This is a genomic window from Burkholderia catarinensis, from assembly GCF_001883705.2.
GTDB lineage: Bacteria > Pseudomonadota > Gammaproteobacteria > Burkholderiales > Burkholderiaceae > Burkholderia > Burkholderia catarinensis.
Genome location: NZ_MDEQ02000013.1, coordinates 172,289 through 198,645 on the forward strand (window position 1 = coordinate 172,289; position 26,357 = coordinate 198,645).

Annotated in this window: 25 protein-coding genes; 6 read left to right on the forward strand and 19 right to left on the reverse strand. The window is 65.4% G+C overall.

The annotated features are described in order from the left end of the window. Positions 1 to 77 precede the first annotated feature (77 nt). From atpB to BFF94_RS21985, 11 genes are all read right to left on the reverse strand, one after another. Complete coding sequence (gene atpB, locus BFF94_RS21935) at positions 78 to 929, reverse strand: F0F1 ATP synthase subunit A (protein ID WP_128846524.1); 852 nt, start codon at positions 927 to 929, stop codon at positions 78 to 80. 112 nt (positions 930 to 1,041) lie between these two features. After that, entirely contained in the window at positions 1,042 to 1,578 is a 537-nt protein-coding gene (locus tag BFF94_RS21940; protein WP_128846527.1) for an ATP synthase subunit I, read from the reverse strand. 563 nt (positions 1,579 to 2,141) lie between these two features. Further along, complete coding sequence (locus BFF94_RS21945) at positions 2,142 to 3,272, reverse strand: SLC13 family permease (protein WP_128846529.1); 1,131 nt, start codon at positions 3,270 to 3,272, stop codon at positions 2,142 to 2,144. Positions 3,273 to 3,285: 13 nt separating this feature from the next. Beyond that, positions 3,286 to 4,179 (reverse strand): ParB/RepB/Spo0J family partition protein, encoded by an 894-nt coding sequence (locus BFF94_RS21950; RefSeq protein WP_128846532.1) that lies wholly within the window; start codon positions 4,177 to 4,179, stop codon positions 3,286 to 3,288. Between the two features lie 31 nt (positions 4,180 to 4,210). Continuing rightward, positions 4,211 to 4,990, reverse strand: coding sequence for a ParA family protein (locus BFF94_RS21955; protein WP_128846535.1), 780 nt, complete (start codon positions 4,988 to 4,990; stop codon positions 4,211 to 4,213). A gap of 50 nt (positions 4,991 to 5,040) precedes the next feature. Continuing rightward, positions 5,041 to 5,727: a 16S rRNA (guanine(527)-N(7))-methyltransferase RsmG gene (rsmG, locus tag BFF94_RS21960; protein WP_128846538.1), complete on the reverse strand. Its 687-nt coding sequence runs from the start codon at positions 5,725 to 5,727 to the stop codon at positions 5,041 to 5,043. Continuing rightward, complete coding sequence (gene mnmG / locus BFF94_RS21965; protein ID WP_128846541.1) at positions 5,724 to 7,694, reverse strand: tRNA uridine-5-carboxymethylaminomethyl(34) synthesis enzyme MnmG; 1,971 nt, start codon at positions 7,692 to 7,694, stop codon at positions 5,724 to 5,726. Before mnmG ends, rsmG begins: the two co-directional genes overlap by 4 nt. A gap of 590 nt (positions 7,695 to 8,284) precedes the next feature. Further along, positions 8,285 to 9,040, reverse strand: coding sequence for an ABC transporter ATP-binding protein (locus BFF94_RS21970; RefSeq protein WP_128846544.1), 756 nt, complete (start codon positions 9,038 to 9,040; stop codon positions 8,285 to 8,287). Then, on the reverse strand, positions 9,040 to 10,824 hold the full coding sequence (locus BFF94_RS21975; protein WP_128846547.1) for a branched-chain amino acid ABC transporter ATP-binding protein/permease: 1,785 nt from the start codon (positions 10,822 to 10,824) through the stop codon (positions 9,040 to 9,042). The genes BFF94_RS21970 and BFF94_RS21975 overlap by 1 nt, the downstream gene beginning before the upstream one ends. A 4-nt stretch (positions 10,825 to 10,828) precedes the next feature. Next, positions 10,829 to 11,884: a branched-chain amino acid ABC transporter permease gene (locus tag BFF94_RS21980; protein WP_219139831.1), complete on the reverse strand. Its 1,056-nt coding sequence runs from the start codon at positions 11,882 to 11,884 to the stop codon at positions 10,829 to 10,831. 195 nt (positions 11,885 to 12,079) lie between these two features. Further along, positions 12,080 to 13,237 (reverse strand): ABC transporter substrate-binding protein, encoded by a 1,158-nt coding sequence (locus BFF94_RS21985; RefSeq protein ID WP_128846549.1) that lies wholly within the window; start codon positions 13,235 to 13,237, stop codon positions 12,080 to 12,082. 229 nt (positions 13,238 to 13,466) lie between these two features. On the opposite strand from BFF94_RS21985, the gene BFF94_RS21990 reads away from it, so the two are divergent. Continuing rightward, on the forward strand, positions 13,467 to 13,853 hold the full coding sequence (locus BFF94_RS21990) for a hypothetical protein (protein ID WP_128846552.1): 387 nt from the start codon (positions 13,467 to 13,469) through the stop codon (positions 13,851 to 13,853). A 490-nt stretch (positions 13,854 to 14,343) separates the two neighbouring features. On the opposite strand, the gene BFF94_RS21995 is transcribed toward BFF94_RS21990, so the two are convergent. The 6 genes from BFF94_RS21995 to BFF94_RS22020 all read right to left on the reverse strand — a co-directional run bounded on the left by BFF94_RS21995 (position 14,344) and on the right by BFF94_RS22020 (position 21,284). Continuing rightward, complete coding sequence (locus BFF94_RS21995; protein ID WP_162285570.1) at positions 14,344 to 15,318, reverse strand: branched-chain amino acid ABC transporter permease; 975 nt, start codon at positions 15,316 to 15,318, stop codon at positions 14,344 to 14,346. Next, positions 15,318 to 16,202, reverse strand: a complete 885-nt coding sequence (locus BFF94_RS22000) for a branched-chain amino acid ABC transporter permease (RefSeq protein WP_031397096.1) — start codon at positions 16,200 to 16,202, stop codon at positions 15,318 to 15,320. The genes BFF94_RS21995 and BFF94_RS22000 overlap by 1 nt, the downstream gene beginning before the upstream one ends. Positions 16,203 to 16,341: 139 nt before the next feature. Continuing rightward, complete coding sequence (locus BFF94_RS22005; RefSeq protein ID WP_128846558.1) at positions 16,342 to 17,541, reverse strand: ABC transporter substrate-binding protein; 1,200 nt, start codon at positions 17,539 to 17,541, stop codon at positions 16,342 to 16,344. A gap of 77 nt (positions 17,542 to 17,618) precedes the next feature. Continuing rightward, positions 17,619 to 18,374 (reverse strand): ABC transporter ATP-binding protein, encoded by a 756-nt coding sequence (locus tag BFF94_RS22010; protein ID WP_128846561.1) that lies wholly within the window; start codon positions 18,372 to 18,374, stop codon positions 17,619 to 17,621. Beyond that, positions 18,371 to 19,150, reverse strand: a complete 780-nt coding sequence (locus tag BFF94_RS22015) for an ABC transporter ATP-binding protein (protein ID WP_021160426.1) — start codon at positions 19,148 to 19,150, stop codon at positions 18,371 to 18,373. The genes BFF94_RS22010 and BFF94_RS22015 overlap by 4 nt, the downstream gene beginning before the upstream one ends. Positions 19,151 to 19,598: 448 nt before the next feature. Beyond that, positions 19,599 to 21,284: a GMC family oxidoreductase gene (locus BFF94_RS22020; RefSeq protein WP_128846563.1), complete on the reverse strand. Its 1,686-nt coding sequence runs from the start codon at positions 21,282 to 21,284 to the stop codon at positions 19,599 to 19,601. 362 nt (positions 21,285 to 21,646) lie between these two features. Here BFF94_RS22020 and BFF94_RS22025 point away from each other — a divergent pair, with 362 nt between their 5' ends. Together BFF94_RS22025 and BFF94_RS22030 are read left to right on the forward strand one after the other, a co-directional pair. Continuing rightward, the gene (locus tag BFF94_RS22025) at positions 21,647 to 22,546 is read left to right on the forward strand and encodes a LysR family transcriptional regulator (RefSeq protein ID WP_219139832.1); all 900 of its coding nucleotides are present in this window, start codon (positions 21,647 to 21,649) and stop codon (positions 22,544 to 22,546) included. A 137-nt stretch (positions 22,547 to 22,683) separates the two neighbouring features. Beyond that, complete coding sequence (locus BFF94_RS22030; RefSeq protein WP_128850859.1) at positions 22,684 to 23,217, forward strand: class IV adenylate cyclase; 534 nt, start codon at positions 22,684 to 22,686, stop codon at positions 23,215 to 23,217. 32 nt (positions 23,218 to 23,249) lie between these two features. On the opposite strand, the gene BFF94_RS22035 is transcribed toward BFF94_RS22030, so the two are convergent. Then, positions 23,250 to 23,735 carry an Lrp/AsnC family transcriptional regulator gene (locus BFF94_RS22035; RefSeq protein WP_006408082.1) on the reverse strand — a complete coding sequence of 162 codons (486 nt, stop codon included), beginning with the start codon at positions 23,733 to 23,735 and terminating at the stop codon, positions 23,250 to 23,252. Between the two features lie 106 nt (positions 23,736 to 23,841). On the opposite strand from BFF94_RS22035, the gene phhA reads away from it, so the two are divergent. Together phhA and BFF94_RS22045 are read left to right on the forward strand one after the other, a co-directional pair. After that, positions 23,842 to 24,768, forward strand: coding sequence for a phenylalanine 4-monooxygenase (gene phhA / locus BFF94_RS22040; RefSeq protein WP_201260494.1), 927 nt, complete (start codon positions 23,842 to 23,844; stop codon positions 24,766 to 24,768). 132 nt (positions 24,769 to 24,900) lie between these two features. Then, complete coding sequence (locus tag BFF94_RS22045; RefSeq protein WP_072442639.1) at positions 24,901 to 25,209, forward strand: 4a-hydroxytetrahydrobiopterin dehydratase; 309 nt, start codon at positions 24,901 to 24,903, stop codon at positions 25,207 to 25,209. Between the two features lie 92 nt (positions 25,210 to 25,301). On the opposite strand, the gene BFF94_RS22050 is transcribed toward BFF94_RS22045, so the two are convergent. Next, positions 25,302 to 25,532: a DUF3717 domain-containing protein gene (locus tag BFF94_RS22050; protein WP_128850864.1), complete on the reverse strand. Its 231-nt coding sequence runs from the start codon at positions 25,530 to 25,532 to the stop codon at positions 25,302 to 25,304. Between the two features lie 122 nt (positions 25,533 to 25,654). On the opposite strand from BFF94_RS22050, the gene BFF94_RS22055 reads away from it, so the two are divergent. Continuing rightward, positions 25,655 to 26,347, forward strand: a complete 693-nt coding sequence (locus tag BFF94_RS22055; RefSeq protein ID WP_006401494.1) for a response regulator — start codon at positions 25,655 to 25,657, stop codon at positions 26,345 to 26,347. The last annotated feature ends 10 nt before the right edge of the window (positions 26,348 to 26,357 follow it).

Below are 26,357 nucleotides of genomic sequence, written 5' to 3' on the forward strand. Positions count from 1 at the left end.
ATCACTCCTTTGTGAAAAGACTTGGAACTGGAATTAAAAGAAAAACTAAAAACAAACCTGCTTGATTGTCCGGCTGCTTAGTGCGATTCGTGAGCCTGGCCGAGATACACCAGCGTCAGCATCATGAAAATGAACGCTTGCAGCAAAACAATCAGGATGTGGAAGACCGCCCAGATACTGCCTGCGAGGATGTGGCCGATGAAGCCGAGCACCGACGCGTCCGCGCCGAAACCCCACATGCTGCCAAGCAACGCGATCAGCAGGAACAGCAGTTCGCCTGCGTACATGTTGCCGAACAGCCGCATGCCGAGCGACACGGTCTTGGCGACATATTCAACGATGTTCAAGCCCAGGTTCGGGATCCACAGCAGCGGATGCGCACCGAACGGAGCCGACACGAGTTCATGCACGAAGCCGCCCGCGCCCTTGATCTTGATGCTGTAGAAGATCATCAGCACGAAGACGCCAAGTGCGATGCCGAGCGTGCCGTTGAGGTCGGCCGTCGGGACGATGCGATGATGCGGGATGACTTCCGACAGGCCCAGCCAGCCGATCACGCGGCCCGGCAGGTCGACGGGGAGAAAGTCGAGGGAGTTCATCAGCGCGACCCAGATGAACACGGTCAGCGCGAGCGGAGCAATGAAGGTACGATTGCCGTGCACGACCGCCTTCGACTGGTCTTCCACCATCTCGACGATCATTTCGATCATGCACTGGAAGCGACCCGGCACGCCCGGCGTTGCCTTGCGGGCAGCCATGTACAGGATGAGAATCGTGGCGAGACCGCAGACGATCGACCAGAACAACGTGTCGAGATTCCAGACGTGAATATCGAAAATCGACGTCTGATGCGCGGTGGAGAAATTCTGCAAGTGGTGCGCAATGTACTCGGACGGATCCAGAGCACGCGAGCCTTCGCTGGTTGCCATATCGTTAGTGCCACCCAAATTGTCGAAAATCGGTCTATCCGCTTCGCCGCAACAATTTATTGCGGGAACGCGCCTGCGCAGGTTCGTGTCGAACTGCGCAAGGTCTCACAGCCTATCGCCAGGCCAACGCAATCCAGTACGTTTTCAGCACGAGCAAGTACGTAATGAGCAACGGCACCCAGTGCACACCCGGGTACCACACGGCGATCGCCACGAACAGCGCGATCGTCGCACCCATCTTGAGTACTTCGCCGACCACCCAACCCATCACGGTGTCGGCACCGCCTCGCCTCAAACGCGCCGCGAACAATGCGCTTGGCGCCCAGCCAATCGCTCCGCCCAAAAATGCAGATTGCGCAGCGGCGCCCGGCGGCTTCGAAGAAAACAGCCACCACGCCAGCGTTGCAACCAAGGACAAAGCCACTTGCGCGATCACAACCCGGTAGGGCGTGACCCGCGAGGGTCGGCTTACATCCGGCCCGAACAGCGTTTCCGCTTCGGCCCGCGTAAGCGGAACGATTGTTGTGTCGTCTTGCTGCTCGGCATCCCAATCGTCGGCGGCTGCATGCCGCTTCTCGACAGCCGGTGCGGTACTGCGGCGTGCGCTGTGCTTGTCGTGCCCATTGATCGGCTCCTCCTGACCCGCCATCGCAACCATCCGCAAAATCCCAATCCGCCCCAAACTTTCCGAAAGCTTTCGGGGGTGCCTAGCTAACAAATCCGGGCGATTGTAAGCGATAGTTGCAGGTGATTCAAGGCTTTAGACACGACAAAAATCTGCGCAAAATGTCGCCTCATCATGTGAAAAACGCGCGAACCGACGACGTACGATGACAGTTGTAAGGTCGGCTTTTCGCGCCGGTATTTCTTGCCGGCAAAAATGCGGTGACGATGGGAAGGCGCCAAACGACGCTCGGCGCGAGCATGGGCGGTGCGGCACGATCGCCGCAAGAAATTCACTGTGAAGCAGCCGGGCGGAACAGCGCTGCGCGATGACTCGGAACAACTAAGACGCGGCGGCCGATCCGCTTCGCCCGATGCGCGAAATTCGATCGGACGCCGAGGCATCGATTCATCCAATCAGTTGTCGCGCCACCACAGACGATCGACTGTGGATCGCCGCACTTATCAACAGCCGCGCAACCACCGCGAACGCTGTGCCCCCTTCCCGCCACCCGAACGGCACGCCTGTGCCGCCCGCACCCGCATCGCTCAACCGTGAACGAGCAGCCACGCACCCAGTGCCGCGCTCACGAGCGCGAACGGAATCGAGACCAGATGGAACGGCAGCCACATGCGCGGCTCCTTCGCGAGACGCACCGCGATCAGGTTCGCGAGCGAACCGATCGCGAAACCGAAGCCGCCGACCGATACGCCGAATGCAAGCGCGCGCCAGTCGCGCGTGAATTCCGACAGCAGGATCGCGGCCGGCACGTTGCTGATCCCCTGTGACAGCACGGCGCCGGCCGCAAAGACACGCAACGGCGAATCGAGCTGCGCGCGTGCAATCGCATCATGCACGACGGGCAGTGCAGCCGCGCTGCGCAGCACGACGAACATCAGCACGAAAATCAGCAGCAGCAGCCAGTCGATCCTAAGGACTGCATCACGTTTTACCGCGAGCAGCACGATCGCGACACCAATCAGGCCCGGCAGCGGATGGTGGGCATCGGCAAGCAGCACGAATGCGGCGAACAGCACCGCGGCGATCAGCGCATGCATGCGCTGCACGGGAAACGCGGTAACGTCGCCGGACAGGTCGAGCGGCTTCGCGCGAAACGCGCACGCCGTCAGTGCGAGCAGCAGCGCCATCAGCGCGATTGCGAGCGGCCCGAGCGTGATCACGAAGCGGGCGAACGACATGCCGCTCAGTTGCCACAGGAACAGGTTCTGGGGATTGCCGAGCGGCGTCGCGACGGACCCCGCATTGACGGCCAGCGCCACGACGATCACGAGCCGCCTGAACGGCAGCGGCGTCAGCGCACGCAGCGACACCATCAACGGCACGACCACGAACAGCGCGACGTCGTTGGTCAGCCACATCGAGAGCGCCGCGGCGAACACGACGAGCAGCATCGCGAGCCCGCGCTCGGAATGCACGTGATGCACGATGCGGTGTGCGAGCCACATCAGGCACCCGGACAGCTCGAGCGCCTTGGTCAGCATCAGCAGGCCCGCGAGCGTCGCGACCGTCTGCCAGTCGACGCGATCGGCAAGCACCGCAAATGGTTGCGGACGCACCCATTGCAGAATAACCAGGCCCAGCGCCAGCACGGACAGCACCGGCTCGTGCGCGAGCCATCCGAGCCACCGGCGCGGCGCCAGTGCGCTCGTCTCATCCATCGGCCGCACCGCGTTACTCTTCGGCCGCTACGTTGCCGCGCAGGCGCTCGAGAATGCCCTCCAGCGCGTCGAGGTTGCCGAAGTCGATCGTGACCTGCCCTCGCCCGCGGCGGCCGAGCTTGATCTTCACCGTCGACGCGAGCAGGTCGGACAGTTCCTCTTCGAGACGGCGCGTGTCGCGTCCGCCGTCGTCCTTCGCGCGCGCCTTCACGGCCGGCGCTTCCTTCGTCGTATGCGCGACAAGTTTCTCGGTCTCGCGCACCGACATGCGCTTGTTGACGACCTGATGGGCAAGCGTGATCTGCGTTGCCGTGTCGACGGCCAGCAGCGCGCGCGCGTGGCCCATGTCGAGATCGCCGGCCAGCAGCATCGTCTGCACCGGCGACGCAAGGTTCAGCAGACGCAGCAGGTTCGACACCGCGCTGCGCGAACGGCCGACCGATTCGGCCGCCTGTTCGTGCGTGAAACCGAATTCGTCGAGCAGGCGCTGGATGCCGTGCGCCTCTTCAAGCGGGTTCAGATCCTCGCGCTGGATGTTCTCGATCAGCGCCATCGCCGCGGCGGCTTGATCGGATACGTCCTTCACGAGCACCGGTACTTCGTCGAGGCCGGCCAGGCGCGCCGCGCGGAAACGCCGCTCGCCCGCGATGATCTCGTATTTATCCGATGAAATGGGCCGTACCAGGATCGGCTGCATCACGCCCTGTGCGCGGATGCTCGCGGCGAGCTCCTGCAGGCTGCCTTCGTCCATCCGCGTCCGTGGCTGGTACTTGCCGGCCTGCAGCTTGCCAAGCGCGAGCGTGTTCGGTGCCCCTTCGATCTTCACCGCTTCGGTGATATCCGCGCTGCCGCCGAGCAGCGCTTCGAGGCCACGTCCCAAGCCCTTCTTCTTCGGTACCGCGTTCATGTCTTTCTTCCTCGCTTCGCTCATGTCCGGCTCACGACACCTCGAACGCGCGGACGCGCTCGATCATCTCGGCACCGAACTGGAGATACGCTTGCGCACCGCGCGAGCTGCGGTCGAATACGACACCCGGCAGCCCGTAGCTCGGCGCTTCCGCCAGGCGCACGTTACGCGGAATCACCACGTCGAACACCTTGTCGCCGAAGTGCGCTTTCAGTTGATCGGAGACCTGCTGCTGCAGCGTGATGCGCGGATCGAACATCACGCGCAGCAAGCCGATGATCTTCAGGTCGCGGTTCATGTTCGCGTGAACCTGCTTGATCGTGTTGACGAGGTCCGACAACCCCTCCAGTGCGAAGTACTCGCACTGCATCGGGATCACGACGCCATGCGCCGCGCATAGCCCGTTCAGCGTCAGCAGCGACAGCGTCGGCGGGCAATCGATCAGCACGAAGTCGTAATCGTCGGCAACGTGCTCGAGCGCGGCTTTCAGCCGGCGCTCGCGGTTGTCGATGCTGATCAGTTCGATCTCGGCACCGGACAGCTCGCGGTTCGCGGGCAGCACGTCGTAGGTGACGCCGTCCGGGCGTACGCGCGCATCGGTCACCGCCACGCCGTCGACCAGCACTTCGTACACGGTCGCTTCGCAGGAGGCCTTGTCGATCCCGCTACCCATCGTCGCGTTGCCCTGCGGGTCGAGATCGATCAGCAGGACACGTTGCTCCTGCGCTGCAAGGCTTGCGGCGAGATTGACCGATGTCGTCGTCTTGCCGACGCCCCCCTTCTGGTTCGCAACGCAGAAGATCTTTGCCATCGTTGGTGTGTTCCTCTTACTTCAAACAATCGGCGCGCTACCGCACGCGTTCAATTCGCTTCGTCGACGGCCACTTCGATCAGATGCCGTTCGGCATCGAGCATCGGCACCGCCAGCCGCATCGTCTGCTTTACGCGGCTGCCTTCCGGCAACCGTGCAATCTCGTCGTCCGGGTGTACGCCCTTCATTGCCCAGATCGATCCGCCCTGCGCAACCAGATGTCGAGCAAGTTTAACGAAGTCGGACAGATCCGCGAAAGCGCGGGATACGATCATGTCGAATTTTTTCGGCACCTCGACGCCCGGCTGCAGCGATTCGACCCGCCCGGTGACAACCGACAGGTTCGCGAGCTTCAGCTCCGCACGCATCTGCGTCTGGAATGCAGACTTCTTCTGCACGATATCGTTCAGCGTGACCTGCCAGTCCGGCTGGACGATCGCCAGCACGATACCAGGCAGCCCGCCTCCCGAGCCAACGTCGAGCACGCGTGCCGACTCACGACCATGCAGATGCGGGATGATGGAAAGCGAATCGAGGATGTGCTGGATCAACATCTGCTTCGGGTCGCGGATCGCGGTCAGGTTGTAGACCGCGTTCCACTTGCCGAGCAGCGCGACGTAGTCGAGCAGCTGGTTGCGTTGTGCATCCGTCAGCGCGAGGTCGAGCGCCGTCGTGCCTTCGACGAGCATCCCCTCCAGTACGTCCCGATTAACCGCCGGCGCGCGACGCGCCGTCATTGTTGCGTCGGGACGGTACCGTCCCCCTGCTCCGTTGCCTCTGCGGCAGTGCCGTTACGGCGCCCAAGGCCACGGCGCTTCAGGTGCACCATCAGCAGCGAGATGGCCGCCGGCGTGATGCCCGAGATGCGCGACGCCTGCCCGATCGTTTCCGGCCGGAACTCATTGAGCTTCTGGCTCACCTCGAACGACAGGCCGCGAACTTCGCGGTAATCGATACCGTCGGGAAGGCGCGTGTTCTCGTTCGCATCGTTGCGCTCGATCTCGGATGCCTGGCGCTCGATATAGCCCTGATATTTGATGCCGATCTCGACCTGCTCCTTGATTTGCTCGAGCAACACCGGATCGTCAGTCAGCGGCTCTGTGGGGCCGCATTCGCCGCCCTTCAGGCCGCATACGCCGTCGTAGCCGACACCCGGACGGCGCAGCAGCTCGGCGAGGCTGTATTCGTGATCGATCGCCTTGCCGAGCAACGCGGTCGCCTCTTCCGGCGGCAGCGTCTTCGGCGTGACCCACGTCGACTTCAGGCGTTCGGTTTCACGTGAAACAGCGTCGCGCTTCCGGCTGAACGCGTCCCAGCGCACGTCGTCGACGAGCCCCAATTCGCGACCGACTTCGGTCAGGCGCATATCGGCATTGTCTTCACGCAGGCTCAGGCGATACTCGGCGCGACTCGTGAACATCCGGTACGGCTCGGCGACGCCACGCGTCACGAGATCGTCAACCAGCACGCCAAGGTAGGCCTGGTCGCGACGCGGGCACCATGCGTCCTTCTCCTGCACGTAGCGGCCCGCATTAAGGCCAGCCAACAGGCCCTGCGCAGCCGCTTCTTCGTAGCCGGTTGTCCCGTTGATCTGGCCCGCAAAGAACAGCCCGTTGATTGCCTTCGTCTCGAGCGACGCCTTCAGCGCGCGCGGATCGAAGTAGTCGTATTCGATCGCGTAGCCGGGGCGCAGGATATGCGCGTTCTCAAGGCCACGCATCGAATGCACGAGCTCGAGCTGGACGTCGAACGGCAGGCTCGTCGAGATCCCGTTCGGGTAGAACTCGTTGGTCGTCAGCCCTTCCGGCTCGAGGAAGATCTGGTGCGATTCCTTCGATGCGAACCGGTGAATCTTGTCCTCGATCGACGGGCAATAGCGCGGCCCGACGCCTTCGATCACGCCTGTATACATAGGCGAACGGTCGAGGCCGCCGCGAATGATGTCGTGCGTGCGCTCGTTCGTGTGCGTGACCCAGCACGGCAACTGCTGCGGATGCTGCTCCGCACGGCCCAGGAACGAGAAGACGGGGACTGGATCGAGGTCGCCCGGCTGCTCGTCCAGCTTCGAGAAGTCGATCGTACGGCCGTCGATACGCGGCGGCGTACCGGTCTTCAGGCGGCCCTGCGGCAGCTTCAGCTCCTTCAGGCGCGACGACAGCGACACGGCCGCCGGATCGCCCGCGCGGCCGCCGGTGTAGTTGTTCAGGCCGACGTGGATCTTGCCGTCGAGGAACGTACCGGCGGTCAGCACGACCGCACGGGCGCGGAAGCGGATGCCGATCTGCGTGACGGCGCCCACCACGCGGTCGCCTTCGACCATCAGGTCGTCGACGGCCTGCTGGAACAGCCACAGGTTCGGCTGGTTCTCGAGCCGGTGGCGGATCGCGGCCTTGTACAGGATGCGATCGGCCTGCGCACGCGTCGCGCGCACGGCCGGGCCCTTCGACGAATTGAGGATCCGGAACTGAATACCGCTCTCGTCCGTCGCGGCCGCCATCGCACCGCCCAGCGCATCGACCTCCTTGACCAGATGACCCTTGCCAATACCGCCGATCGACGGATTGCAGCTCATCTGCCCAAGCGTTTCGATGTTGTGGGTCAGCAGCAGTGTCTTCGCGCCCATCCGGGCGGCCGCCAGCGCGGCTTCCGTGCCGGCGTGACCGCCACCGACGACGATGACGTCAAATTCTGTGGGAAAAAGCATGGTGGATTCCGTACGCAGGACTGCGCACGAACCTATCTGAGAAATGTATGGGCCGAATTATAGCGGGTTCGCTTTTCGCCCGAAGGCCATCCGAATGGTAGGGCCTGTGCATTTCGTCGTTTTTTCGGCAACGGTCAGGCGAACCTGTGGTGCCGGGCCTGCTCCGGTAATGCTTCCGGCCGGTTCGCCGCACATCGTTGTGCCTGTGCAAAGATCCGCCCGTCGGGAAAACAGCACGGTGGACATGTGACTTATTCGACGCCTGTGGTCGGCACAACCATCCGGACGCGGCGCCCTGTGCCGCCATCCACCCTCTTCCTCACAGAATTTCCGGCTGGTGGTCAGGGACTTATCCCCAGAGACGCTGCGCGTCGTCGGCCTGTGGAACGAGCCGCTACCCATTCCCGAACGACTCGCAGGATCATCTACCGCACTATCGGCACCTTGTCCGGGCGACGCACAGGATTTCCGACTATTCCTCCGACACTTATCCCCTGACCGCGAGCCGTCGAGGCAGCGCCTCGCCTCCAAACAAAAACGGCGTGTTTCACGTGAAACACGCCGCCCGTTTCCCGCCACCGCTCCAGCAATCAAGCCGTCTTCTTCGCCAAGCCGAGGTATGTTTCGATCACGCGCGGATTCTGCGCAAGCTCGGCCGCCGGCCCTTCCAGCGCAAACTCGCCCGTCTCCAGCACATAGCCGTAGTCGGAGATCTGCAACGCGGCCCTTGCGTTCTGTTCGATCAGCAGCGTTGCCACGCCCGTCCCGCGCAACGCGCTGATGATATGAAAGATCTCCTTCACGATCAGTGGCGCCAACCCGAGGCTCGGCTCGTCGAGCATCAGCAGGTCCGGCTTGCCCATCAGCGCCCGGCCGACCGCAAGCATCTGCCGCTCGCCGCCGGATAGCGTGCCGGCAGCCTGCTTGCGCCGCTCCTTCAGCCGTGGAAACAGCGCGAACACGTGATCGAGCTGGTCGAGGAAATTCGATTCGCCGGCCCGCTTGCGCCGATACGCACCCAGCACGAGGTTGTCCTCGACCGTCATCGTGCTGAACAGCTCACGCTTTTCCGGTACGAGGCACATCCCGCGCGCGACGCGCTGCTCGACCGGCAACGAGCCGACGTCGTTACCGCGATACACGACCGCGCCCGACGCATGCCCGGTCACCGGCAGCGCGCCCATGATCGCGTTCAACAGCGTCGATTTGCCGGCCCCGTTCGGGCCGATCACGCTGACGATCTGTCCCGCGCCGACCTTGATCGCCGCGCCGTGCAGCGCCTCCACCTTCCCGTACCGGACCGCCAGCCCGCGTACTTCGAGAATCGGCATCGTCGTGTCCGTCATTACTCCACCCCGCCCAGATACGCTTCGAGCACCGCCGGGTCCTGCTGCACGTCCTGCGGCAGCCCTTCCGCGATCCGCGTGCCGAACTCCATCACCACCAGCCGGTCGGTGAGATTCATCACGAAATCCATGTCATGTTCCACGAGCAACACGCTCATGCCTTCCGCCTTCAGCCGCCGCAGCAGGTCGGCGAGTTGCTGCTTCTCCTGGTAACGCAGCCCGGCGGCCGGCTCGTCGAGCAGCAGCAGCGTCGGATCGCAGCACAGCGCCCGCGCGATTTCGAGAATCCGCTGTTGGCCGAGCGCGAGGCTGCCCGCTTCGTCGTACATGTGCTTTTCAAGCCCGACGCGGCGGATCTGGTGCGCGGCTTCGGCCAGCAATTGCGCTTCCTCGCGTGCATTGAGCCGCGCGATACTGCGCCAGACGCCCGTATGGCCGCGCAGATGCGCGCCGATCGCGACGTTCTCGAGCACCGTCATCGCCGGCAACAGCTTCACGTGCTGGAACGTGCGGCCGATACCGCGGCGGACAATCTGGCGCGACGTGAGCCCGTCGATGCGCTCGCCACGGAACGTGATCGTGCCGCCCGTCGGCTTCAGCACGCCGGTCACGAGATTGAACGTGGTCGACTTGCCGGCGCCGTTCGGGCCGATCAACCCGATGATCTGCCCCGCTTTCACGTCAAAGCTGACGTCGTTGACGGCCACGAGCCCGCCGAACTGCTTGCGGGCGTTGTCGACGACGAGCAGCGGCTCGCCGGCCGCGGGCTTCGCGCGCTGCGGCAACGGATCGGCGTGCTCGGGCACATGCGCACTCGGCCCGCGCGGGAACAGCCTCGCGACGAACGGCCATACGCCCTGGCGCGCGTACTGCAACAGCAGCACCATCAGCACGCCGAACACGATGATCTCGAAGTTGCCTTCCGAGCCGAGCAGCTTCGGCAGCAGCGTCTGCAGGTAATCCTGCAGCACGGTCAGGATTGCCGCGCCGAGCACCGCGCCCCACACGTGCGACACGCCGCCGACCACGGCCATGAACAGGAATTCGATCCCGTGATTCAGGCCGAACGGGGTCGGGTTCACCGCACGCTGCAGGTGCGCGTACAGGAAGCCCGACACCGCGGCGAGCACGGCCGCATAGACGAAGATCACGACGCGCATCCACGCGGTGTTCACGCCCATCGCTTCGGCCATCACGCCGCCGCCGCGCAGCGCCCGGATCGCGCGGCCCGGGCGGCTGTTCAGCAGGTTCTGCACCGACACGATCGCGGCCAGCACGACGGCCCAGATCAGGAAATACAGGCTGCGGCCGCTTCCGAGCTCCATGCCGAACAGGTTCAGCGCCGGAATCCCGTTGATCCCGTCGTACTTGCCGAGCAATTCGAGGTTGCCGAACAGGTAGAACAGCGCGAGGCCCCACGCGATCGTGCCGAGCGGCAGGAAGTGCCCGGACAGCCGCATCGTGACCGCGCCCAGCACGAGCGCGACGAGCGCCGTCAGCACGACGCCGACGATCAGCGCGAGCCACGGCGACACGCCGTACCGCGTCGTCAGGAACGCGGTCGCATACGCGCCGATGCCGACGAATGCGGCCTGTCCGAAGCTCGTCATCCCGCCCACGCCCGTCAGCAGCACGAGCCCGATCGCGACGATCGCATAGAGGCCGACGTAGTTCAGCAGCGTGATCCAGTATTCGGGCACCTGCAGCGCGCCGGGCAGCACCGGCAGCGCGAACAGCACCACGAGAAACACCCAGAAGGTCTTGTTGCGTACCATCGTCTTCATCGCGTCACTCCCCTTCCTCTTCCGCATGCGGCGTCGCGAAGCTCCGCCACAGCAGCACCGGAATGATCAGCGTGAACACGATCACCTCCTTGTATGCGCTCGCCCAGAACGACGAATACGATTCGAGCACGCCGACGAGCAGCGAGCCGGCGGCCGCGAGCGGATAGCTGACGAGCCCGCCGATGATCGCGCCGACGAAGCCCTTCAGGCCGATCAGGAAGCCCGAGTCGTAGTAGATCGTCGTCAGCGGGCCGACGAGGATCCCGGACAGCACGCCGAGCCCCGCGGCGAACGTGAACGCGAGCCGCCCGGCCTCGGTCGTGCCGATGCCGACGAGCTGCGCGCCGAGCCGGTTCACCGACGTCGCGCGCAGCGCCTTGCCGGCGATCGTGCGGCCGAAGTACACGTAGAGCGCACCGATCAGCACGAGCGCCGTGACGACGACCAGGACGCTCTGCACCGACACCGTCATGCTGCCGATCGACAGCGACGCGTCCGAGAATCCGTTGGTGCGCGAGCCTTCCGCGCCGAACATCACGAGCCCGAGACCGACCATCGCGAAGTGAACGGCAACCGACACGATCAGCAGCAGCAGCGTCGTGCCTTCGGCGATCGGCTGGTACACGAGCCGGTAGATGAATGGCCCCATCGGCACGACGATCGCGAGCGCCAGCGCGATCTGCGCGAGCATCGGCAACGGCTGCGCGGCAAAGCTGCGCGTGATCGCGAACACCGCGAGCGGCAGCAGGATGTAGCGGCTGCCGAGCGTCGCGAGCGTGCGGCCGAGCTGATGGCGGCGTTCGCGATGCCGGATCAGGCCGCCGACTTCGAGCAGGAAGCACGCGATGCCCATTACGAACAGCAGCCAGCAGGTGGCGGGAAATTTCTGCGCCTGCAACGCCGCAAGCGTCAGCGCACCGTAGGCGACGAATTCGCCCTGGGGAATGAAGATCACCCGCGTGACGGAAAACACCAGCACGAGCGCCAGCGACAGCAATGCATAAATGGCGCCGGTCGTGATGCCGTCTTGCGCGAGGATCGCCGCAATCGAGAGATCCATACGTTTCGTGTATCGAGAATGCTGCGGAGAAACAGAGACGGGAACGGCCGGGGCGCACGGATGGCATCGGTGCGTCAGGCGCCACGCGGCAGGCCCCGGTTTCCATGCGGCACGGGCGCGACCCGTCAGGCCAGGCGCCCTGCCGACGGCGGGCACGGCGCCGTTCGCGCCGCGCATGCCGGTTTCACGTGATGCTTACTCGGCCTGCAACTTCCACTTGCCGTCGACGATCTGCACCATCACGCGCGCACGCGTGTCGAAGCCGTTGTGATCGGTCGTCGTCATGTTGATCACGCCGTGCGACACCGGCAGGTCCTTCACGCTTTCGAGCGACGCGCGCAGCGCTTCGCGGAACGCCTCGGTACCCGGCTGGCCCTTCTTCAGCGCTTCGGGAATCGCACGCTGCAGCAGCAGCCCCGCATCCCACGCATGGCCGCCGAACGTCGACAGCGAGCCCGCGCCGTAGGCCTTCTCATACGCGGCCTTGTATCCGAGCGCCGGCTTCTTCACCGGGTTCGAATCGGGCAGCTGGTCGGTCACGAGCACCGGGCCGGCCGGCAGGATCTCGCCTTCGCAATCCTTGCCGCACACGCGCAGGAAGTCGTTGTTCGCGACGCCGTGCGTCTGGTACACCTTGCCCTTGTAGCCACGCTCCTTCAGCGTCTTCGCCGGCAGCGCCGCCGGCGTGCCGGAACCGGCGATCAGCACGGCATCGGGATTCGAGCCCATCAGCTTCAGCACCTGCCCCATCACCGACGCGTCGGTCCGGTTGTAGCGCTCGTTCGACACGACCTTCAGGCCGTTCTTCGCGGCCGCCGCGTTGAACGTGTTGTACCAGCTGTCGCCGTACGCATCGGCGAAGCCGATGAAGCCGATCGTCTTCACGCCATGCTTCGCCATGTAGCCGGCGATCGCGTCGGCCATCAGCTGGTCGTTCTGCGGCACCTTGAACATCCACGCGCGCTTCGCGTCCATCGGCATGATGATCTGCGCGCTCGCGGCGAGCGAGATCGTCGGCGTCTTGCCTTGCGACACGGGGTCGAGCATCGCGAGCGAATTCGGCGTGACGGACGAGCCGATGATCGCATCGACGTGGTCCTCGTCGATCAGCTTGCGCACGTTCTGCACCGCGCGGCTCGTGTCGGACGCGTCGTCGAGCACGATGTACTGCACGCTCTTGCCCGCGATTTCCTTCGGCAGCAGCGCGATCGTGTTCTTTTCCGGAATCCCGAGCGACGCGGCCGGCCCGGTGGCCGACAGCGTCACGCCGATCTTCACCTGCGCCGACGCCGTTGCCGCCGCGCACACGAGGCCCGCGGCAAGCACGGCCTCCATCCATCGATTCATCTTCATTTACGTTGTCTCCAAACGCTGCTCGAAAAAGCCACGGGTCGCTCGGGCGGCTCCCGGTCCCCAAAAACAAGTTAATAATTTAACTATCTCGCCCTGCCGCGCCTACGCTCGTTTTCCCGTGAAACGCCGCACGCGCGACAGCGCCCCGACGGCTCCCCGCACACGCGCGCCGCCGGCCGGCCGAAACGGTCGGCCGGCCGCCACGATGCGCGGCAGCAGTGTCGTCAGGATGAAGCAAGCGGAGAAATGCGAGATCGTGCGGGAGATCGATGCGTGCGCAACGATAATGGGAAGGCACGTCGACCCGGCCCGATGCAGCCAGGCCCGCGAGCGGCGAAATGTCGGAAACCCGGCCGCTCATGCGAATGCAGATACGGATGCGAACGCAACGACCCGAGATGGCACCGGAACGCCCATACAGGCCGCAGAACGGCTCGAGAAAGCCGCGATGACCCACGGCGCACCCCACGACGAACGAACGGCGCCAGCCGCCGTTCCTGCCCCGATCCATCGTCCCGCGCTGCTCATCCAACCGTACTCCCTCTTCTGCATTCTGCTTGTAGGAGAACTGCCGACCGATTTTCCCGACCGCACGGTCGGCGAAAGCCGAGTGTAACGGACGCGTTTCGCGCACGCCAACCGGGTAAGCCCGGACAGCCTGCGCGGGGTTGCGCGCCGTGGGCGAGCGGATTGCGGGAAATGGAAAAACGGGAGGGACGCGGCGAAGCACGGAAGAGGCGCGGTGCGAACGCAAGCGCGCAATACGGCACTTGCGCACGACGATGCACCATCGGTGGGATCCGTGCACGCAAATGAAAAAGCGCTGTTGGATTCCGTCCAACAGCGCTTTGGGTTCGGGCACTTTGTGCCTCGATTGTCTCCTCGTTCTCCACCTGCAAATTCGTTTCGCGGTGCACCAGAACTGAGACGAAGATTAAAGGACCTTTCACCCTGCGACAACTTAGCATTTACCCCTATGGTGCATCGCCGCACGAAAATGGGGCACCAGCCTGCCGTGCGGTGCCTGCCGGAGCCTGCTGCGACGCGCTTCCGGAGCGCGCCGGATGGTGCTTCGCATCAACATGTGCGGCGTGCGCGGCACGCGCTCAGGATGCCCTGAGCGGCTTGATCCGCGCGACCATCTCGCCGACGATGCCGCGCCGGAATGCGAGCACGCACGCGATGAAGATCAGCCCCGTGACGATCGTCGCCGATTCGCCGAGCGAATGGAACCACGCGACACCCGTCGTCGACGCTAGCCATTCGCCGATGTCGCCGAGCCGGTCTTCCAGCGCAACGATCAGCGCCGCCCCCAGCAGCGGCCCGAACAGCGTGCCCATCCCGCCGACGAGCGTCATCAGCACGACGAGGCCCGACATCGTCCAGTACGCATCGGAGAGCGTCTCGAAGCCGAGCACGAGCACCTTCAGCGAGCCGGCCAGCCCCGCGAGCCCGGCCGACAGGATGAACGCGAGCAGCTTGAAGCGATCGGTGTCGTAACCGAGCGAGATCGTGCGCGCTTCGTTCTCCTTGATCGCGACGAGCACCTGGCCGAACGGCGAATGGACGACCCGCACGATGAACGCGCACGCGGCGACGACCACCGCCAGCACGACGTAGTACAGCGCGACGTCGTTCGACAGGTCGAGCAGCCCGAACAGGTGGCCGCGCGGCACGCCCTGCAAGCCGTCCTCGCCGTGCGTGAACGGCGCCTGCAGGTAGATGAAGTAGACCATCTGCGCGAACGCGAGCGTGATCATCGCGAAGTAGATGCCCTGCCGGCGGATCGCGAACAACCCGACGACGAGCCCGAGCAGCGTCGCGGCGACGGTGCCCGCGAGCACGCCGAGCTCCGGCGTGAAGCCGAGCGTCTGCATCGAATAGCCGGTCGCGTAGCCGGCCGTCGCGAGGAACATCGCATGGCCGAACGACAGCAGCCCCGTATAGCCGATCAGCAGGTTGAATGCGGCCGCGAACAGCGCGAACGTGAGCACCTTCATCACGAACACCGGATACGCGCCGATGAACGGCGCGGCGAGCAGTGCGGCGAGCAGCACGCCGTAGAGCACTTTTCTCTGCATCATTTTTCCTTGCCGAAGAGGCCCGCCGGGCGGAACAGCAGCACGATCGCCATGATCACGAACACGACCGTGGCCGACGCTTCGGGATAGAACACGCGCGTGAAGCCCTCGATCACGCCGAGCAGCAGGCCCGTGACGATCGAGCCGAGGATCGAGCCCATCCCGCCGATCACGACCACCGCGAACACGGTGATGATCATCGGCTGGCCCATCAGCGGCGATACCTGGATCACCGGCGCGGCCAGCACGCCCGCGAACGCGGCGAGCGCGACGCCGAAGCCGTAGGTGAGCGTGATCATCATCGGCACGTTCACGCCGAACGCCTCGACGAGCTTCGGGTTCTCGGTACCCGCGCGCAGGTAGGCGCCGAGACGCGTCTTCTCGATCACGAACCACGTCGCGAGACACACCGCGAGCGATGCGACGACCACCCACGCGCGGTAGTTCGGCAGGAACATGAAGCCGAGGTTGGTTGCGCCGGAAAGCTGCGACGGCACGTCGTACGGCTGGCCGGACGATCCGTAGATCGACCGGAACACGCCCTCGACGACCAGCGTGAGGCCGAACGTGAGCAACAGCCCGTACAGGTGATCGAGCTTGTACAGCCAGCGCAGCATCGAGCGCTCGATCACGATCCCGAACGCACCGACGACCAGCGGCGCCAGCACGAGCATCGCCCAGTACGGCAGCCCGAAATACGACAGGCCCATCCACGCGAGCATCGCGCCCAGCATGAACAGCGCGCCGTGCGCGAAATTGATCACGTTGAGCAGCCCGAAGATCACCGCGAGCCCGAGGCTCAGGATCGCGTAGAACGAGCCGTTGACGAGCCCGAGCAGCAACTGGCTCAGCATCGCCGGCAACGGAATGCCAAAGATTTCCATCGACTTAGCCGTCAGAATGAGTTTCGTTGCGTGCGCAACCTTCCCGCACCTTCCTGCGTTGGGCACGCGGGCGGTGCAGCGGGCACATCGCTGCAACCGCCGCCGCGCGGCGCGCCTCGCGCGCGCCGCTACGCCGCGCTTACTTCCACAGCGCGCAGCGCGATTCCTGCTTGGTCCCGAACGCCTGGTCGCCCGGAATCGTCGCGAGCACCTTGTAGTAGTCCCACGGCTCCTTCGATTCCGATGGCTTCTTCACCTCCATCAGGTACATGTCGTGGATCATGCTGCCGTCCGTGCGGATGGTGCCCTTCGCGTAGAAGTCGTTGATCTTGATCTTCTTCAGCTCGGCCATCACCTTGTCGGAGTCGGTCGTGCCGGCGGCCTGGACGGCCTTCAGGTAGGTCGTCACCGACGAGTAGTCGGCCGCCTGCAGGCTCGACGGCATCTTCTTCATCTTGCCGAAGTAGCGCTGCGCCCACTGACGCGACGCCGCGTCGCGGTTCCAGTACCAGCTGTCGGTCAGCACGAGGCCCTGCGTCGTCTCGAGGCCCAGGCTGTGCACGTCGTCGATGAACATCAGCAGCGCGGCGAGCTTCATCGTCTTCGTGATGCCGAACTCCTTCGCAGCCTTGATCGCGTTGATCGTGTCGCCGCCCGCGTTCGCGAGGCCGAGGATCTGCGCCTTCGACGCCTGCGCCTGCAGCAGGAACGACGAGAAATCCGACGCGGACAGCGGATGGCGCACCGCGCCGAGCACCTGGCCGCCGTTCGCCTTCACGACATCCGACGTGTTCTTCTCGAGCGCCTTGCCGAATGCATAGTCGGCGGTCAGGAAGAACCACGTCTTGCCGCCCTGCTTCACCACCGCCGAACCGGTGCCCTTCGCGAGCGCCATCGTGTCGTACGCGTAGTGCACGGTGTACGGCGTGCACTGCTCGTTGGTCAGCGTGTCGGCGCCCGCACCGATGTTGATGTAGACCTTCTTCTTCTCGGCCGCGACCTGGTTCATCGACAGCGCGGTGGCCGAGTTCGTGCCGCCGACCAGCAGGTCGAGCCCGCCGCGGTCCATCCATTCGCGCGCCTTCGACGCGGCGATGTCGGCCTTGTTCTGGTGATCGGCATAGACGACCTCGATCGGCTTGCCGAGCACCTTGCCCCCGAAGTCGGCAACCGCCATGCGGATCGCCTCGAGGCCGCCCTGCCCGTCGATGTCCGCGTAAAGCCCCGACATGTCGGTGATGAAGCCGATCTTCACGGTATCCGCGGCATGCGCGGCGCCGGCGGTGAACGCGGCGGTCGCGAGCGCGAGACAGGCGTGTGCGAGGGTCTTCATTTTCATTGACGTCTCCTGTTGTTCTGATGCGTTGTGGTTGTTCGAGGGCCGCCACGGCTAGCGGCAAGGGAAACGGGGCGGCGTCATACCCCCAGCAGGTCGTGCAGGGTCGGCATCTTGCCTTCCAGTTCGGACGCACGGAAATGCTCGACGATGCTGCCGTGCTCCATCACGTAGAACCGGTCGGCGAGCGGCGCGGCGAAGCGGAAATTCTGTTCGACCATCACGATCGTGTAGCCGCGCGCCTTCAGCGCGACGATCATTCGCGCAAGCGTCTGTACGATCACCGGCGCAAGGCCTTCGGAAATCTCGTCGAGCAGCAGCAGGTTCGCGCCGGTGCGCAGGATCCGCGCGACCGCGAGCATCTGCTGCTCGCCGCCGGACAGCCGCGTGCCCTGGCTCTGCCGGCGCGACGCGAGGTTCGGGAACATCGTGTAGATCTCGTCGAGCGACATCGCGTGCTCGCGCGGCCCGATCGGCGGCGGCAGCATCAGGTTCTCCTCGCACGACAGGCTCGAGAAGATCCCGCGCTCCTCCGGGCAGTAGCCGACGCCGAAATGCGCGATGCGGTGCGTCGCGAGGCCGATCGTCTCGTTGCCCGCGACCTTGATCGACCCGTTGCGGCGGCCCGTGAGGCCCATGATCGCGCGCAGCGTCGTCGTGCGGCCCGCGCCGTTGCGGCCGAGCAGCGTGACGACCTCGCCGCGATGCACCGTCAGGTCGACACCGTGCAATATGTGGGATTCCCCGTACCAGGCCTCCAGGCCCGTGATCTCCAGCGCGGGCGTACCGCTTTCGACGCCGCTCAATTCGCGTTCCTCCCGTTCGCTGTGCTTCATGCGTGCGCCCCCGCGAGCGCTGCGTCGGCGCTGCCCATGTAGGCCTCGATGACGAGCGGATTCTTCGACACCTCCGCATACGAGCCTTCGGCCAGCACCTCGCCGCGTTGCAGGACGGTAATCGTGTCGGAGATGCCCGCGATCACGTTCATGTTGTGCTCGACCATCAGGATCGTGCGGCCGCTCGCGACCTTCTTGATCAGCGCGGTCACGCGATCGACGTCCTCGTGGCCCATCCCCTGCGTGGGCTCGTCGAGCAGCATCAGTTCGGGTTCCATCGCCAGCGTCGTCGCGATCTCGAGCGCGCGCTTGCGGCCGTAGGCGAGCTCGACGGTCGGCACCTGCGCGAAATCGGTGAGGCCGACCTGCGTGAGCAGGTCCATCGCGCGATCGTCGAGCCGCTTCAGCGTGCGTTCGCTGCGCCAGAAATGGAATTCGGTGCCGAGCGCGCGCTGCAGGCCGATGCGCACGTTCTGCAACGCGGTCAGGTGCGGGAACACGGCCGAGATCTGGAACGAGCGGATGATGCCGCGCCGCGCGACCTGCGCGGGCCGCTCGTCGGTGATGTCGATCCCGTTGAAGACGATCTGGCCGGCCGTCGGTGTCAGGAACTTGGTGAGGAGGTTGAAGCAGGTGGTCTTGCCCGCGCCGTTCGGCCCGATCAAAGCATGGATCGCGCCGCGCCGCACACGCAGGTTGACGCCGTTCACGGCGGTGAAACCCCTGAATTCCTTCGTCAGTCCGCGTGTTTCCAGAATCGTGTCGCCGAGAATCATGTTCCCTTCCGTACGAAGTCAGGCGAAGCACCGGGAAGCCTGGCGCAAGCGCCCGCGAACAGGTCAGCGGATCAGCGGTCTGCCCCCGGGTGCCATGGTACGCATCGAGGGTGGTCTCCCGCGCCGACGCGTCTGCACATTGCGCCACATTGTCTCGCCGTTGGTGCAGTGCAATCATCGGGATTTGCACTTATAGGGCTGGCCGCCATATCTATCGCTTGCGGCTGCTCGGGTTTTCTCGCCACGCTTTTTTTGACACGTGCATCATCGACCCTTGACCGCCCTCACGGCCCGCCACGCGCGCAGCAAAAAATCTGCGCGGCTTGCGCATGGATCCCGCCGTTCGAACCGACGCAAGCGGCACGGCCGATGCTACGGCGGCTTGTTTCGCATAGCGAATCAGCGGACGCGTTAATGACGGCCCGCTGTCGCGCGTGTCAGCGTTCCTTCACACGGCCGTCACCGTCGCCTCCGTTCGCACCGGCGCGGCTTCTCGCGCCGCGCGGCGATCGGCACGGATCATGTCGCTCGCGCGCTCGGCGATCATCAGCGTCGGCGAATTGGTGTTGCCCGACGTGATGAACGGCATCACCGACGCATCGACGATCCGCAGCCCGGCGACGCCGCGCACGCGCAACCGGCTGTCGACCACCGCGCGTTCATCGTCGGCACGCCCCATCCGGCAGGTGCCGACCGGATGGAAGATCGTCGTGCCGACGGCGCCGGCCGCCTCGATCAGCTCGGCTTCGCTCCGGTACTGCGTGCCCGGCAGGATTTCCTCGGGACGATAGCGCGCGAGCGCCGGCGCGGACGCGATCCGGCGCGTGAGGCGCAGTGCGTTCGCGGCGACATGGCGATCGTGGTCGGTCGACAGGTAGTTCGGCGCGATTGCGGGCGCCGCGCCCGGATCGGCGCTCGCGATATGCACGCTGCCGCGCGACGTCGGCCGCAGATGGCACACGGATGCGGTAAACGCGTTGAAGCCGTGCAGCGGCTCGCCGAAGCGTTCGAGCGACAACGGCTGCACGTGGTATTCGAGATCGGGGCGCGTGAGCGCGGGATCGTCGGGATCGGATTTCGCGAACGCGCCGAGCTGCGACGGCGCCATCGACATCGGCCCACGCTGCAGCAATGCATATTCCGCGCCGATCATCAGCTTGCCCCACCAGTGCGCGGACAGCGTATTGAGCGTGCGCACGCCTTCGACGCGAAACGCCATCCGCAATTGCAGGTGATCCTGCAGGTTTTCGCCGACGCCCGGCAGATCGTGCACGACGTCGATGCCGAGCGCCTGCAGCCGTGCGCCGCAGCCGACCCCCGACAGTTCGAGCAGCTGCGGCGAATTCACGGCGCCGGACGTCAGCAGCACTTCCGCGCGCGCCCGCGCGACGTAATCGGTCCCGCCGCCGTGATACTCGACGCCGGCCGCGCGCCGCCCGTCGAAAATCACGCGCTGCGCCTGCGCGCCGGTGATCACGGTCAGGTTCGGACGCGCCATCGCGGGCCGCAGGAATGCCTTCGACGTATTCCAGCGCACGCCGCGCTTCTGGTTCACCTCGAAATAGCCGACCCCGGAATTGTCGCCGCGGTTGAAATCGTCGGTTGCCGGGATGCCCGTCTGCTGCGCGGCCTGCGCGAACGATTCGAGAATCTCCCAGCGCAGCCGCTGCTTCTCGACGCGCCAGTAGCCGCCCGCGCCATGCGCGTCGCTCGCGCCCGCATGGTGATCCTCGCTGCGCTTGAAGATCGGCAGCACGCTGTCCCACGACCAGCCGGCGTCGCCGGTTTCCTGCGCCCAGCTGTCGTAATCCTCGCGCTGGCCGCGCATGTAGATCATGCCGTTGATCGACGAGCAGCCGCCGAGCACGCGGCCGCGCGGATACGACAGCGCGCGGCCGTTGAGCGCCGCTTCGGGCTGCGTCTTGTACAGCCAGTCGGTGCGCGGGTTGCCGATGCAATACAGATAGCCGACCGGGATATGGATCCAGTGATAGTCGTCCTTCCCGCCCGCTTCGAGCAGCAGCACGCGGATGTCGGGATCCTCGGTCAGGCGGTTCGCGAGCACGCAGCCCGCGGTGCCCGCGCCGACGATTACGTAATCGAATTCGCCTTCTAGCGTGCGTTGAGTGCTCATTGTGTGTCTCCTGTCGACCAGAGTTAGTGCTTCAGCACTTACTCTGGTCCCATGGCGGGGCTGGATGGAGTTAGCGCTTCAGCGCTTACTCCATCCCCACGGCGGTCGACCAGAGTTAGTGCTTCAGCGCTTACTCGGGTCCCATGGCGTGTTGGATGGAGTCAGCACTTACGCCAGCCCCATGTAAAGCTCGTTTGTTCTGCGCCGCACGGCGCGACGCCGCGCGTCATTTCCAGCATAGTGCGTCGCGGCCCGCGCTTGCGGCCCCGCGCGCCACGACCGATGAAGCGTACTCCGGCCGCCGGCCGCCGATCCAATGAGTTATGCTGAACTGCGTTATAAGCTGCGCTCATATCACGACGATGGATCTCACCCTGCTCCGCGCGTTCGCGACGGTCGCGCGCGAAGGCAACCTGACGCGCGCCGCCGCGCAGCTGCACCTGACGCAACCGGCCGTCAGCCTGCAGATCAAGCATCTGCAGGAAACGCTCGGCGTCACGCTGTTCACGCGCACGTCGCGCGGGCTCGCGCTCACGCGCGACGGCCAGACGCTGCTGCCGCATGCGGAGCGCGCGCTCGCCGCGGCTGCCGACGTGCAGCGCGCCGCTGCTGCGCTGCGGCACGAGGTGCGCGGCCGGCTGCGGATCGGCACAATCCTCGATCCGGGCTTCCTGCGGCTCGGCGGCTTCCTGCGCGCGCTGGTCGAAACCCATCCGCAAATCGAGACGGCGCTGCGGCACGGGATGTCGGGCTGGGTGATCGAACAGGTGCGCACGCAGGCGCTCGACGTCGGCTACTACATCGGCCGGCCGGGCGAGGACGATCCGCTCGACGGCGCGCTGTTCCACACCGTCACGCTCACGCATTTCCAGTACCGCGTACTCGCGCCGGCCGGCTGGAAGGAGCGTGTGCAGCGCGCGCACGACTGGCGCGCGCTCGCCGCGCTGCCGTGGATCTGGACGCCGCCGGCGTCCGCGCATCACCGGCTGCTGTCGCGGCGCTTCGCGAACGCCGGCGCGCAGCCCGTGAAAGTCGCCGAGGTCGACCAGGAGCAGTCGATGCTCGATCTCGTCAAATCGGGCATCGGGTTGACGCTCGCGCGCGACTCGACCGCGCTGGCCGAAGCGCACGCGCATGCGCTGACGATCGTCGAGCGCGTGACGGTGCCGACCGAACTGACGTTCGTGACCCTCGCCGAGCGGCGCGACGAACCGGCGATCGCGGCCGCGCTGCGGCTGATCGAAGCCCAGTGGGCGATATGAGCGGCGCTGATGACGGCGCGGCCGGGCCCGCACGCGTCATCTCGCCACGCCCCCCGCCCGTCGTCACGCCACCATCGCAGGCTTTTTGCTAGATTGTGCGTTCGCACACCGCGAGACCCCGATTGAAGGAGACCCGCATGGCCCGCAACATCGAGATCAAAGCCCGCGCCCGCGAATTCGACCGGCTGCGCGAGCAGGCGGCGACGCTCGCGACCGAAGCGCCGCTGTTCTACCGCCAGCAGGATTTCTTCTATGACGTGCCGCGCGGCCGGCTGAAGCTGCGCCGCTTCGAGGACGGCACGCCGGCCGAACTGATCTTCTACCAGCGCGACGACCGCGACGGCCCGAAGGCGTCGTACTACACGCGCAGCCCGGTGACGAACCCCGACGCGATGCATTCGCTGCTCGCGACCGCGCTGACCACGCGCGGGATCGTGACGAAGGAACGGCACGTCTACCTCGTGGGCCGCACGCGCATCCATCTCGACCGCGTCGACGGCCTCGGCGATTTCATCGAGCTGGAAGTCGTGCTCGGCCCCGACGACGACGAAGCGGGCGGCGAAGCCGAAGCGCACGACGTGTTCGCGAAGCTCGGCGTGTCGCAGGACGACCTCGTCGCGGTTGCGTACGTCGACCTGCTGAACGCCGACACGCAGCCCGCAGCGGCCTGATCCGGCCCTGCCCCGCCGGCGCTGCCGCCTCGTTACGCGGCGCCGGGCGCCAGGTGCGCGAGCGGCAGCGCGCCGTTGCGCTTGAAGGTGGTCAGCACGATGTTCGAGCGCACGCTGTCGACGCCCGGCACGCGCATCAGCTTCTTCATCACGAACTGCGACAGCGCGTTCAGGTCGGGCGCGACGATCCGCAGCAGGTAGTCGGCATCGCCCACCACCGCATGGCATTCAAGCACTTCCGGCAGCACGTCGATCTGCTGCTGGAACTGCTCGATGATTGAATCGCCGTGGTGCTTGAGCTTCAGGCTCGTGAACGCGGTGACGCCGAGCCCGAGCTTTTCCGGGCGCAGCATCACGCGATAGCCTTCGATCACGCCCGCCGCCTCGAGCCGCTGCAGCCGCCGGCCGATCTGCGACGGCGACAGCGGCACCTCCTCGCCGAGCTGCTGATGCGTCGCGCGACCGAAGCGCTGCAGCACGTCCAGCAGCGCGAGATCGAAGTGATCGAGTTCCAGCATGAGCATTCTCCGCATCGATTCAATGTTTGATGCGCGATTATCGCATCATCAAGCGAATCAACGCCAATATTGCGCCCATTCCGCGCGTGGGCCGCTCTACACTTGCATGGTTCCCAACCACAGCGTGCAGAGCCTGATCATGTCCACCGTCGACACCGCGAAACTGCAGGAGCAGTTCGACGCGGGCCTCGAAACCCGCGCGGATTTCACCATCGACCAGCCGCTGGAGCGTTACGGCCAGGTCGACCATGCGGTGTGGAAGCAGCTCTATGCGCGCCAGTCGGCGCTGCTGCGCGGGCGCGCCTGCGACGCATTCGTCGCGGGACTCGGGAAGATCGACCTGCCGGCCGACCGCGTGCCGTCGTTCGCCGACGTAAACCGCCAGTTGAAGCCCGCGACGGGCTGGGAGATCGTCGCGGTGCCGGGCCTCGTGCCCGACCGCGTGTTCTTCGGGCACCTCGCGAACCGGCGCTTTCCGGTCACCTGGTGGATGCGCCGCCCCGACCAGCTCGACTACCTGCAGGAACCCGACTGCTTCCACGACCTGTTCGGCCACGTGCCGCTGCTGATCGACCCGGTGTTCGCCGACTACATGCAGGCATACGGCCGCACCGCGCTCGCGGTCGCAGACGACGAAGCCGCGCTTGCGCGGCTCGCGCGGCTCTACTGGTATACGGTCGAATTCGGGCTGATCCGCGACCCGCGCGGCACGAACGGGCTGTCGATCTACGGCGCCGGGATCGTGTCGAGCAAGGGCGAAAGCCTGTACAGCCTCGAAAGCGCGGCGCCGAACCGGCTCGGCTTCGACCTCGAGCGCGTGATGCGCACGAAGTACCGGATCGACACATTCCAGAAGACCTACTTCGTGATCGACGATTTCGCGCAACTGTTCGCGCTCGCCGACGTCGACGGCCGCGCGCTGGCCGACCGGCTGGCAGCGCTGCCCGAATTCGCGGCCGGCGCGGTGCTCGATACCGATCGCGTGCTGCATCGCGGCACGGGCGAAGGCTGGCCCGACGACGCCGACGCGTAACGTACGACGGCACGACGGCGCACCAATGCCGCCCGCCCGTCGCCCGTCCCGCAACTATGAAACAATAAACGGCACCGGCTTCGCCGCGCGGCCTCTGCCGTGCGCGGGCGCCGTTACCGAACGAGGTGCAACATGATCCACAAGCTCACATCAGAAGAACGCAAGACCCGGCTCGAAGGCCTGCCGCTCTGGACGGCCGTGCCGGGCCGCGACGCGATCCAGCGCAGCCTGCGCTTCGCCGATTTCAACGAAGCCTTCGGCTTCATGACGCGCGTCGCGATCAAGGCGCAGGAAATGAACCACCATCCGGAATGGTTCAACGTGTACAACCGCGTCGACGTCACGCTGTCGACCCACGACGCCGACGGCCTGACCGAACGCGACATCGAACTGGCGCTGTTCGTCGACCGCGCCGGCGCGCACGCGCAACCGGCCGCCTGAGGCCTGCCTCTACCGCCGTGCATCTTTCGATGCACGGCGCGTCAACTTTTCATTTTGATGAACGTTTTCTAGGATGTAGTCAGCGAAAGCCTTCAGCTTTCCAAGCCATCCTTAAGGCGGACGTAAGTCTCGTAGGCTTTCCGCGCCTTGGGGTCCAAACCTTCCAGTTGCAGCGCGCCTCCGCGCTGTACAATCAGCAGCGCATACGGCTTGGAGAGCGCGCTGGCCTCTTCGCAGAGTTTGAGTTCGTCGCCGCTCGACGGCGAGCGGGCGCGCCAGAAATTGATCGCGGCTTCAAGGTCGTTGATCGAAATATCGGACATGATTGGATTTAATCGTTCGCTGGCCGCCATGCTTGATGTCAGGTGAGGCGGCGCCCCTGTGGAAACGGCGTCGTGCTGTCCGCGTGCCTGAACCGCCAACCCATTGTACTTGAGCGAACTTCATGCGACTCCTTCTGATCGAAGACGACCGCCCCATCGCACGCGGTATCCAGAGCAGCCTCGAGCAGGCTGGCTTCACCGTCGACATGGTGCATGACGGCATTTTTGCCGAACAGGCGCTGGCCCAAAACCGCCACGAACTCGTGATCCTCGACCTCGGCCTGCCGGGCATCGACGGGATGACGCTGCTCACGCGCTTCCGCCAGACCAACCGCCATACGCCCGTGATCGTGCTGACCGCACGCGACGAGCTGAACGACCGGATCCAGGGCCTGAACTCGGGCGCCGACGACTACATGCTCAAGCCGTTCGAACCGGCCGAGCTCGAAGCGCGCATCCGCGCGGTGATGCGCCGCAGCGGCCCGCATAGCGACATGCCGCGTCCGGAAGTGTCGCTCGGCGGCGTCCGCCTGTCGGGCGTCGATCGCCGCATCTTCAACGACGACAAGCCGCTCGAACTGTCCCCGCGCGAATTCGCGGTGCTCGAGATGCTGCTGCTGCGTCACGGCCGTGTCGTCAGCAAGGCCCAGTTGCAGGATCACCTCACGCACTTCGGCGGCGATCTCGGCGACACCGCGATCGAAGTCTACGTGCACCGCGTGCGCAAGAAACTCGAGCAGTGCCGTGTCGAAATCGTCACGGTGCGCGGCTTCGGCTACCTGCTGCAGGAAATCCGCCAGACGGCGAGCGTCTGAGCGGCGCCGC

Excerpts from the sequence above, each read along its gene's own strand:
- atpB (WP_128846524.1), bottom strand. The coding sequence starts at position 929 with ATGGCAACCAGCGAAGGCTCGCGTGCTCTGGATCCGTCCGAGTACATT.
- BFF94_RS21940 (WP_128846527.1), bottom strand. The coding sequence starts at position 1,578 with ATGGCGGGTCAGGAGGAGCCGATCAATGGGCACGACAAGCACAGCGCA.
- BFF94_RS21945 (WP_128846529.1), bottom strand. The coding sequence starts at position 3,272 with ATGGATGAGACGAGCGCACTGGCGCCGCGCCGGTGGCTCGGATGGCTC.
- BFF94_RS21950 (WP_128846532.1), bottom strand. The coding sequence starts at position 4,179 with ATGAACGCGGTACCGAAGAAGAAGGGCTTGGGACGTGGCCTCGAAGCG.
- BFF94_RS21955 (WP_128846535.1), bottom strand. The coding sequence starts at position 4,990 with ATGGCAAAGATCTTCTGCGTTGCGAACCAGAAGGGGGGCGTCGGCAAG.
- rsmG (WP_128846538.1), bottom strand. The coding sequence starts at position 5,727 with ATGACGGCGCGTCGCGCGCCGGCGGTTAATCGGGACGTACTGGAGGGG.
- mnmG (WP_128846541.1), bottom strand. The coding sequence starts at position 7,694 with ATGCTTTTTCCCACAGAATTTGACGTCATCGTCGTCGGTGGCGGTCAC.
- BFF94_RS21970 (WP_128846544.1), bottom strand. The coding sequence starts at position 9,040 with ATGACGGACACGACGATGCCGATTCTCGAAGTACGCGGGCTGGCGGTC.
- BFF94_RS21975 (WP_128846547.1), bottom strand. The coding sequence starts at position 10,824 with ATGAAGACGATGGTACGCAACAAGACCTTCTGGGTGTTTCTCGTGGTG.
- BFF94_RS21980 (WP_219139831.1), bottom strand. The coding sequence starts at position 11,884 with ATGGATCTCTCGATTGCGGCGATCCTCGCGCAAGACGGCATCACGACC.
- BFF94_RS21985 (WP_128846549.1), bottom strand. The coding sequence starts at position 13,237 with ATGAAGATGAATCGATGGATGGAGGCCGTGCTTGCCGCGGGCCTCGTG.
- BFF94_RS21990 (WP_128846552.1), top strand. The coding sequence starts at position 13,467 with ATGAAGCAAGCGGAGAAATGCGAGATCGTGCGGGAGATCGATGCGTGC.
- BFF94_RS21995 (WP_162285570.1), bottom strand. The coding sequence starts at position 15,318 with ATGCAGAGAAAAGTGCTCTACGGCGTGCTGCTCGCCGCACTGCTCGCC.
- BFF94_RS22000 (WP_031397096.1), bottom strand. The coding sequence starts at position 16,202 with ATGGAAATCTTTGGCATTCCGTTGCCGGCGATGCTGAGCCAGTTGCTG.
- BFF94_RS22005 (WP_128846558.1), bottom strand. The coding sequence starts at position 17,541 with ATGAAAATGAAGACCCTCGCACACGCCTGTCTCGCGCTCGCGACCGCC.
- BFF94_RS22010 (WP_128846561.1), bottom strand. The coding sequence starts at position 18,374 with ATGAAGCACAGCGAACGGGAGGAACGCGAATTGAGCGGCGTCGAAAGC.
- BFF94_RS22015 (WP_021160426.1), bottom strand. The coding sequence starts at position 19,150 with ATGATTCTCGGCGACACGATTCTGGAAACACGCGGACTGACGAAGGAA.
- BFF94_RS22020 (WP_128846563.1), bottom strand. The coding sequence starts at position 21,284 with ATGAGCACTCAACGCACGCTAGAAGGCGAATTCGATTACGTAATCGTC.
- BFF94_RS22025 (WP_219139832.1), top strand. The coding sequence starts at position 21,647 with ATGGATCTCACCCTGCTCCGCGCGTTCGCGACGGTCGCGCGCGAAGGC.
- BFF94_RS22030 (WP_128850859.1), top strand. The coding sequence starts at position 22,684 with ATGGCCCGCAACATCGAGATCAAAGCCCGCGCCCGCGAATTCGACCGG.
- BFF94_RS22035 (WP_006408082.1), bottom strand. The coding sequence starts at position 23,735 with ATGCTGGAACTCGATCACTTCGATCTCGCGCTGCTGGACGTGCTGCAG.
- phhA (WP_201260494.1), top strand. The coding sequence starts at position 23,842 with ATGGTTCCCAACCACAGCGTGCAGAGCCTGATCATGTCCACCGTCGAC.
- BFF94_RS22045 (WP_072442639.1), top strand. The coding sequence starts at position 24,901 with ATGATCCACAAGCTCACATCAGAAGAACGCAAGACCCGGCTCGAAGGC.
- BFF94_RS22050 (WP_128850864.1), bottom strand. The coding sequence starts at position 25,532 with ATGTCCGATATTTCGATCAACGACCTTGAAGCCGCGATCAATTTCTGG.
- BFF94_RS22055 (WP_006401494.1), top strand. The coding sequence starts at position 25,655 with ATGCGACTCCTTCTGATCGAAGACGACCGCCCCATCGCACGCGGTATC.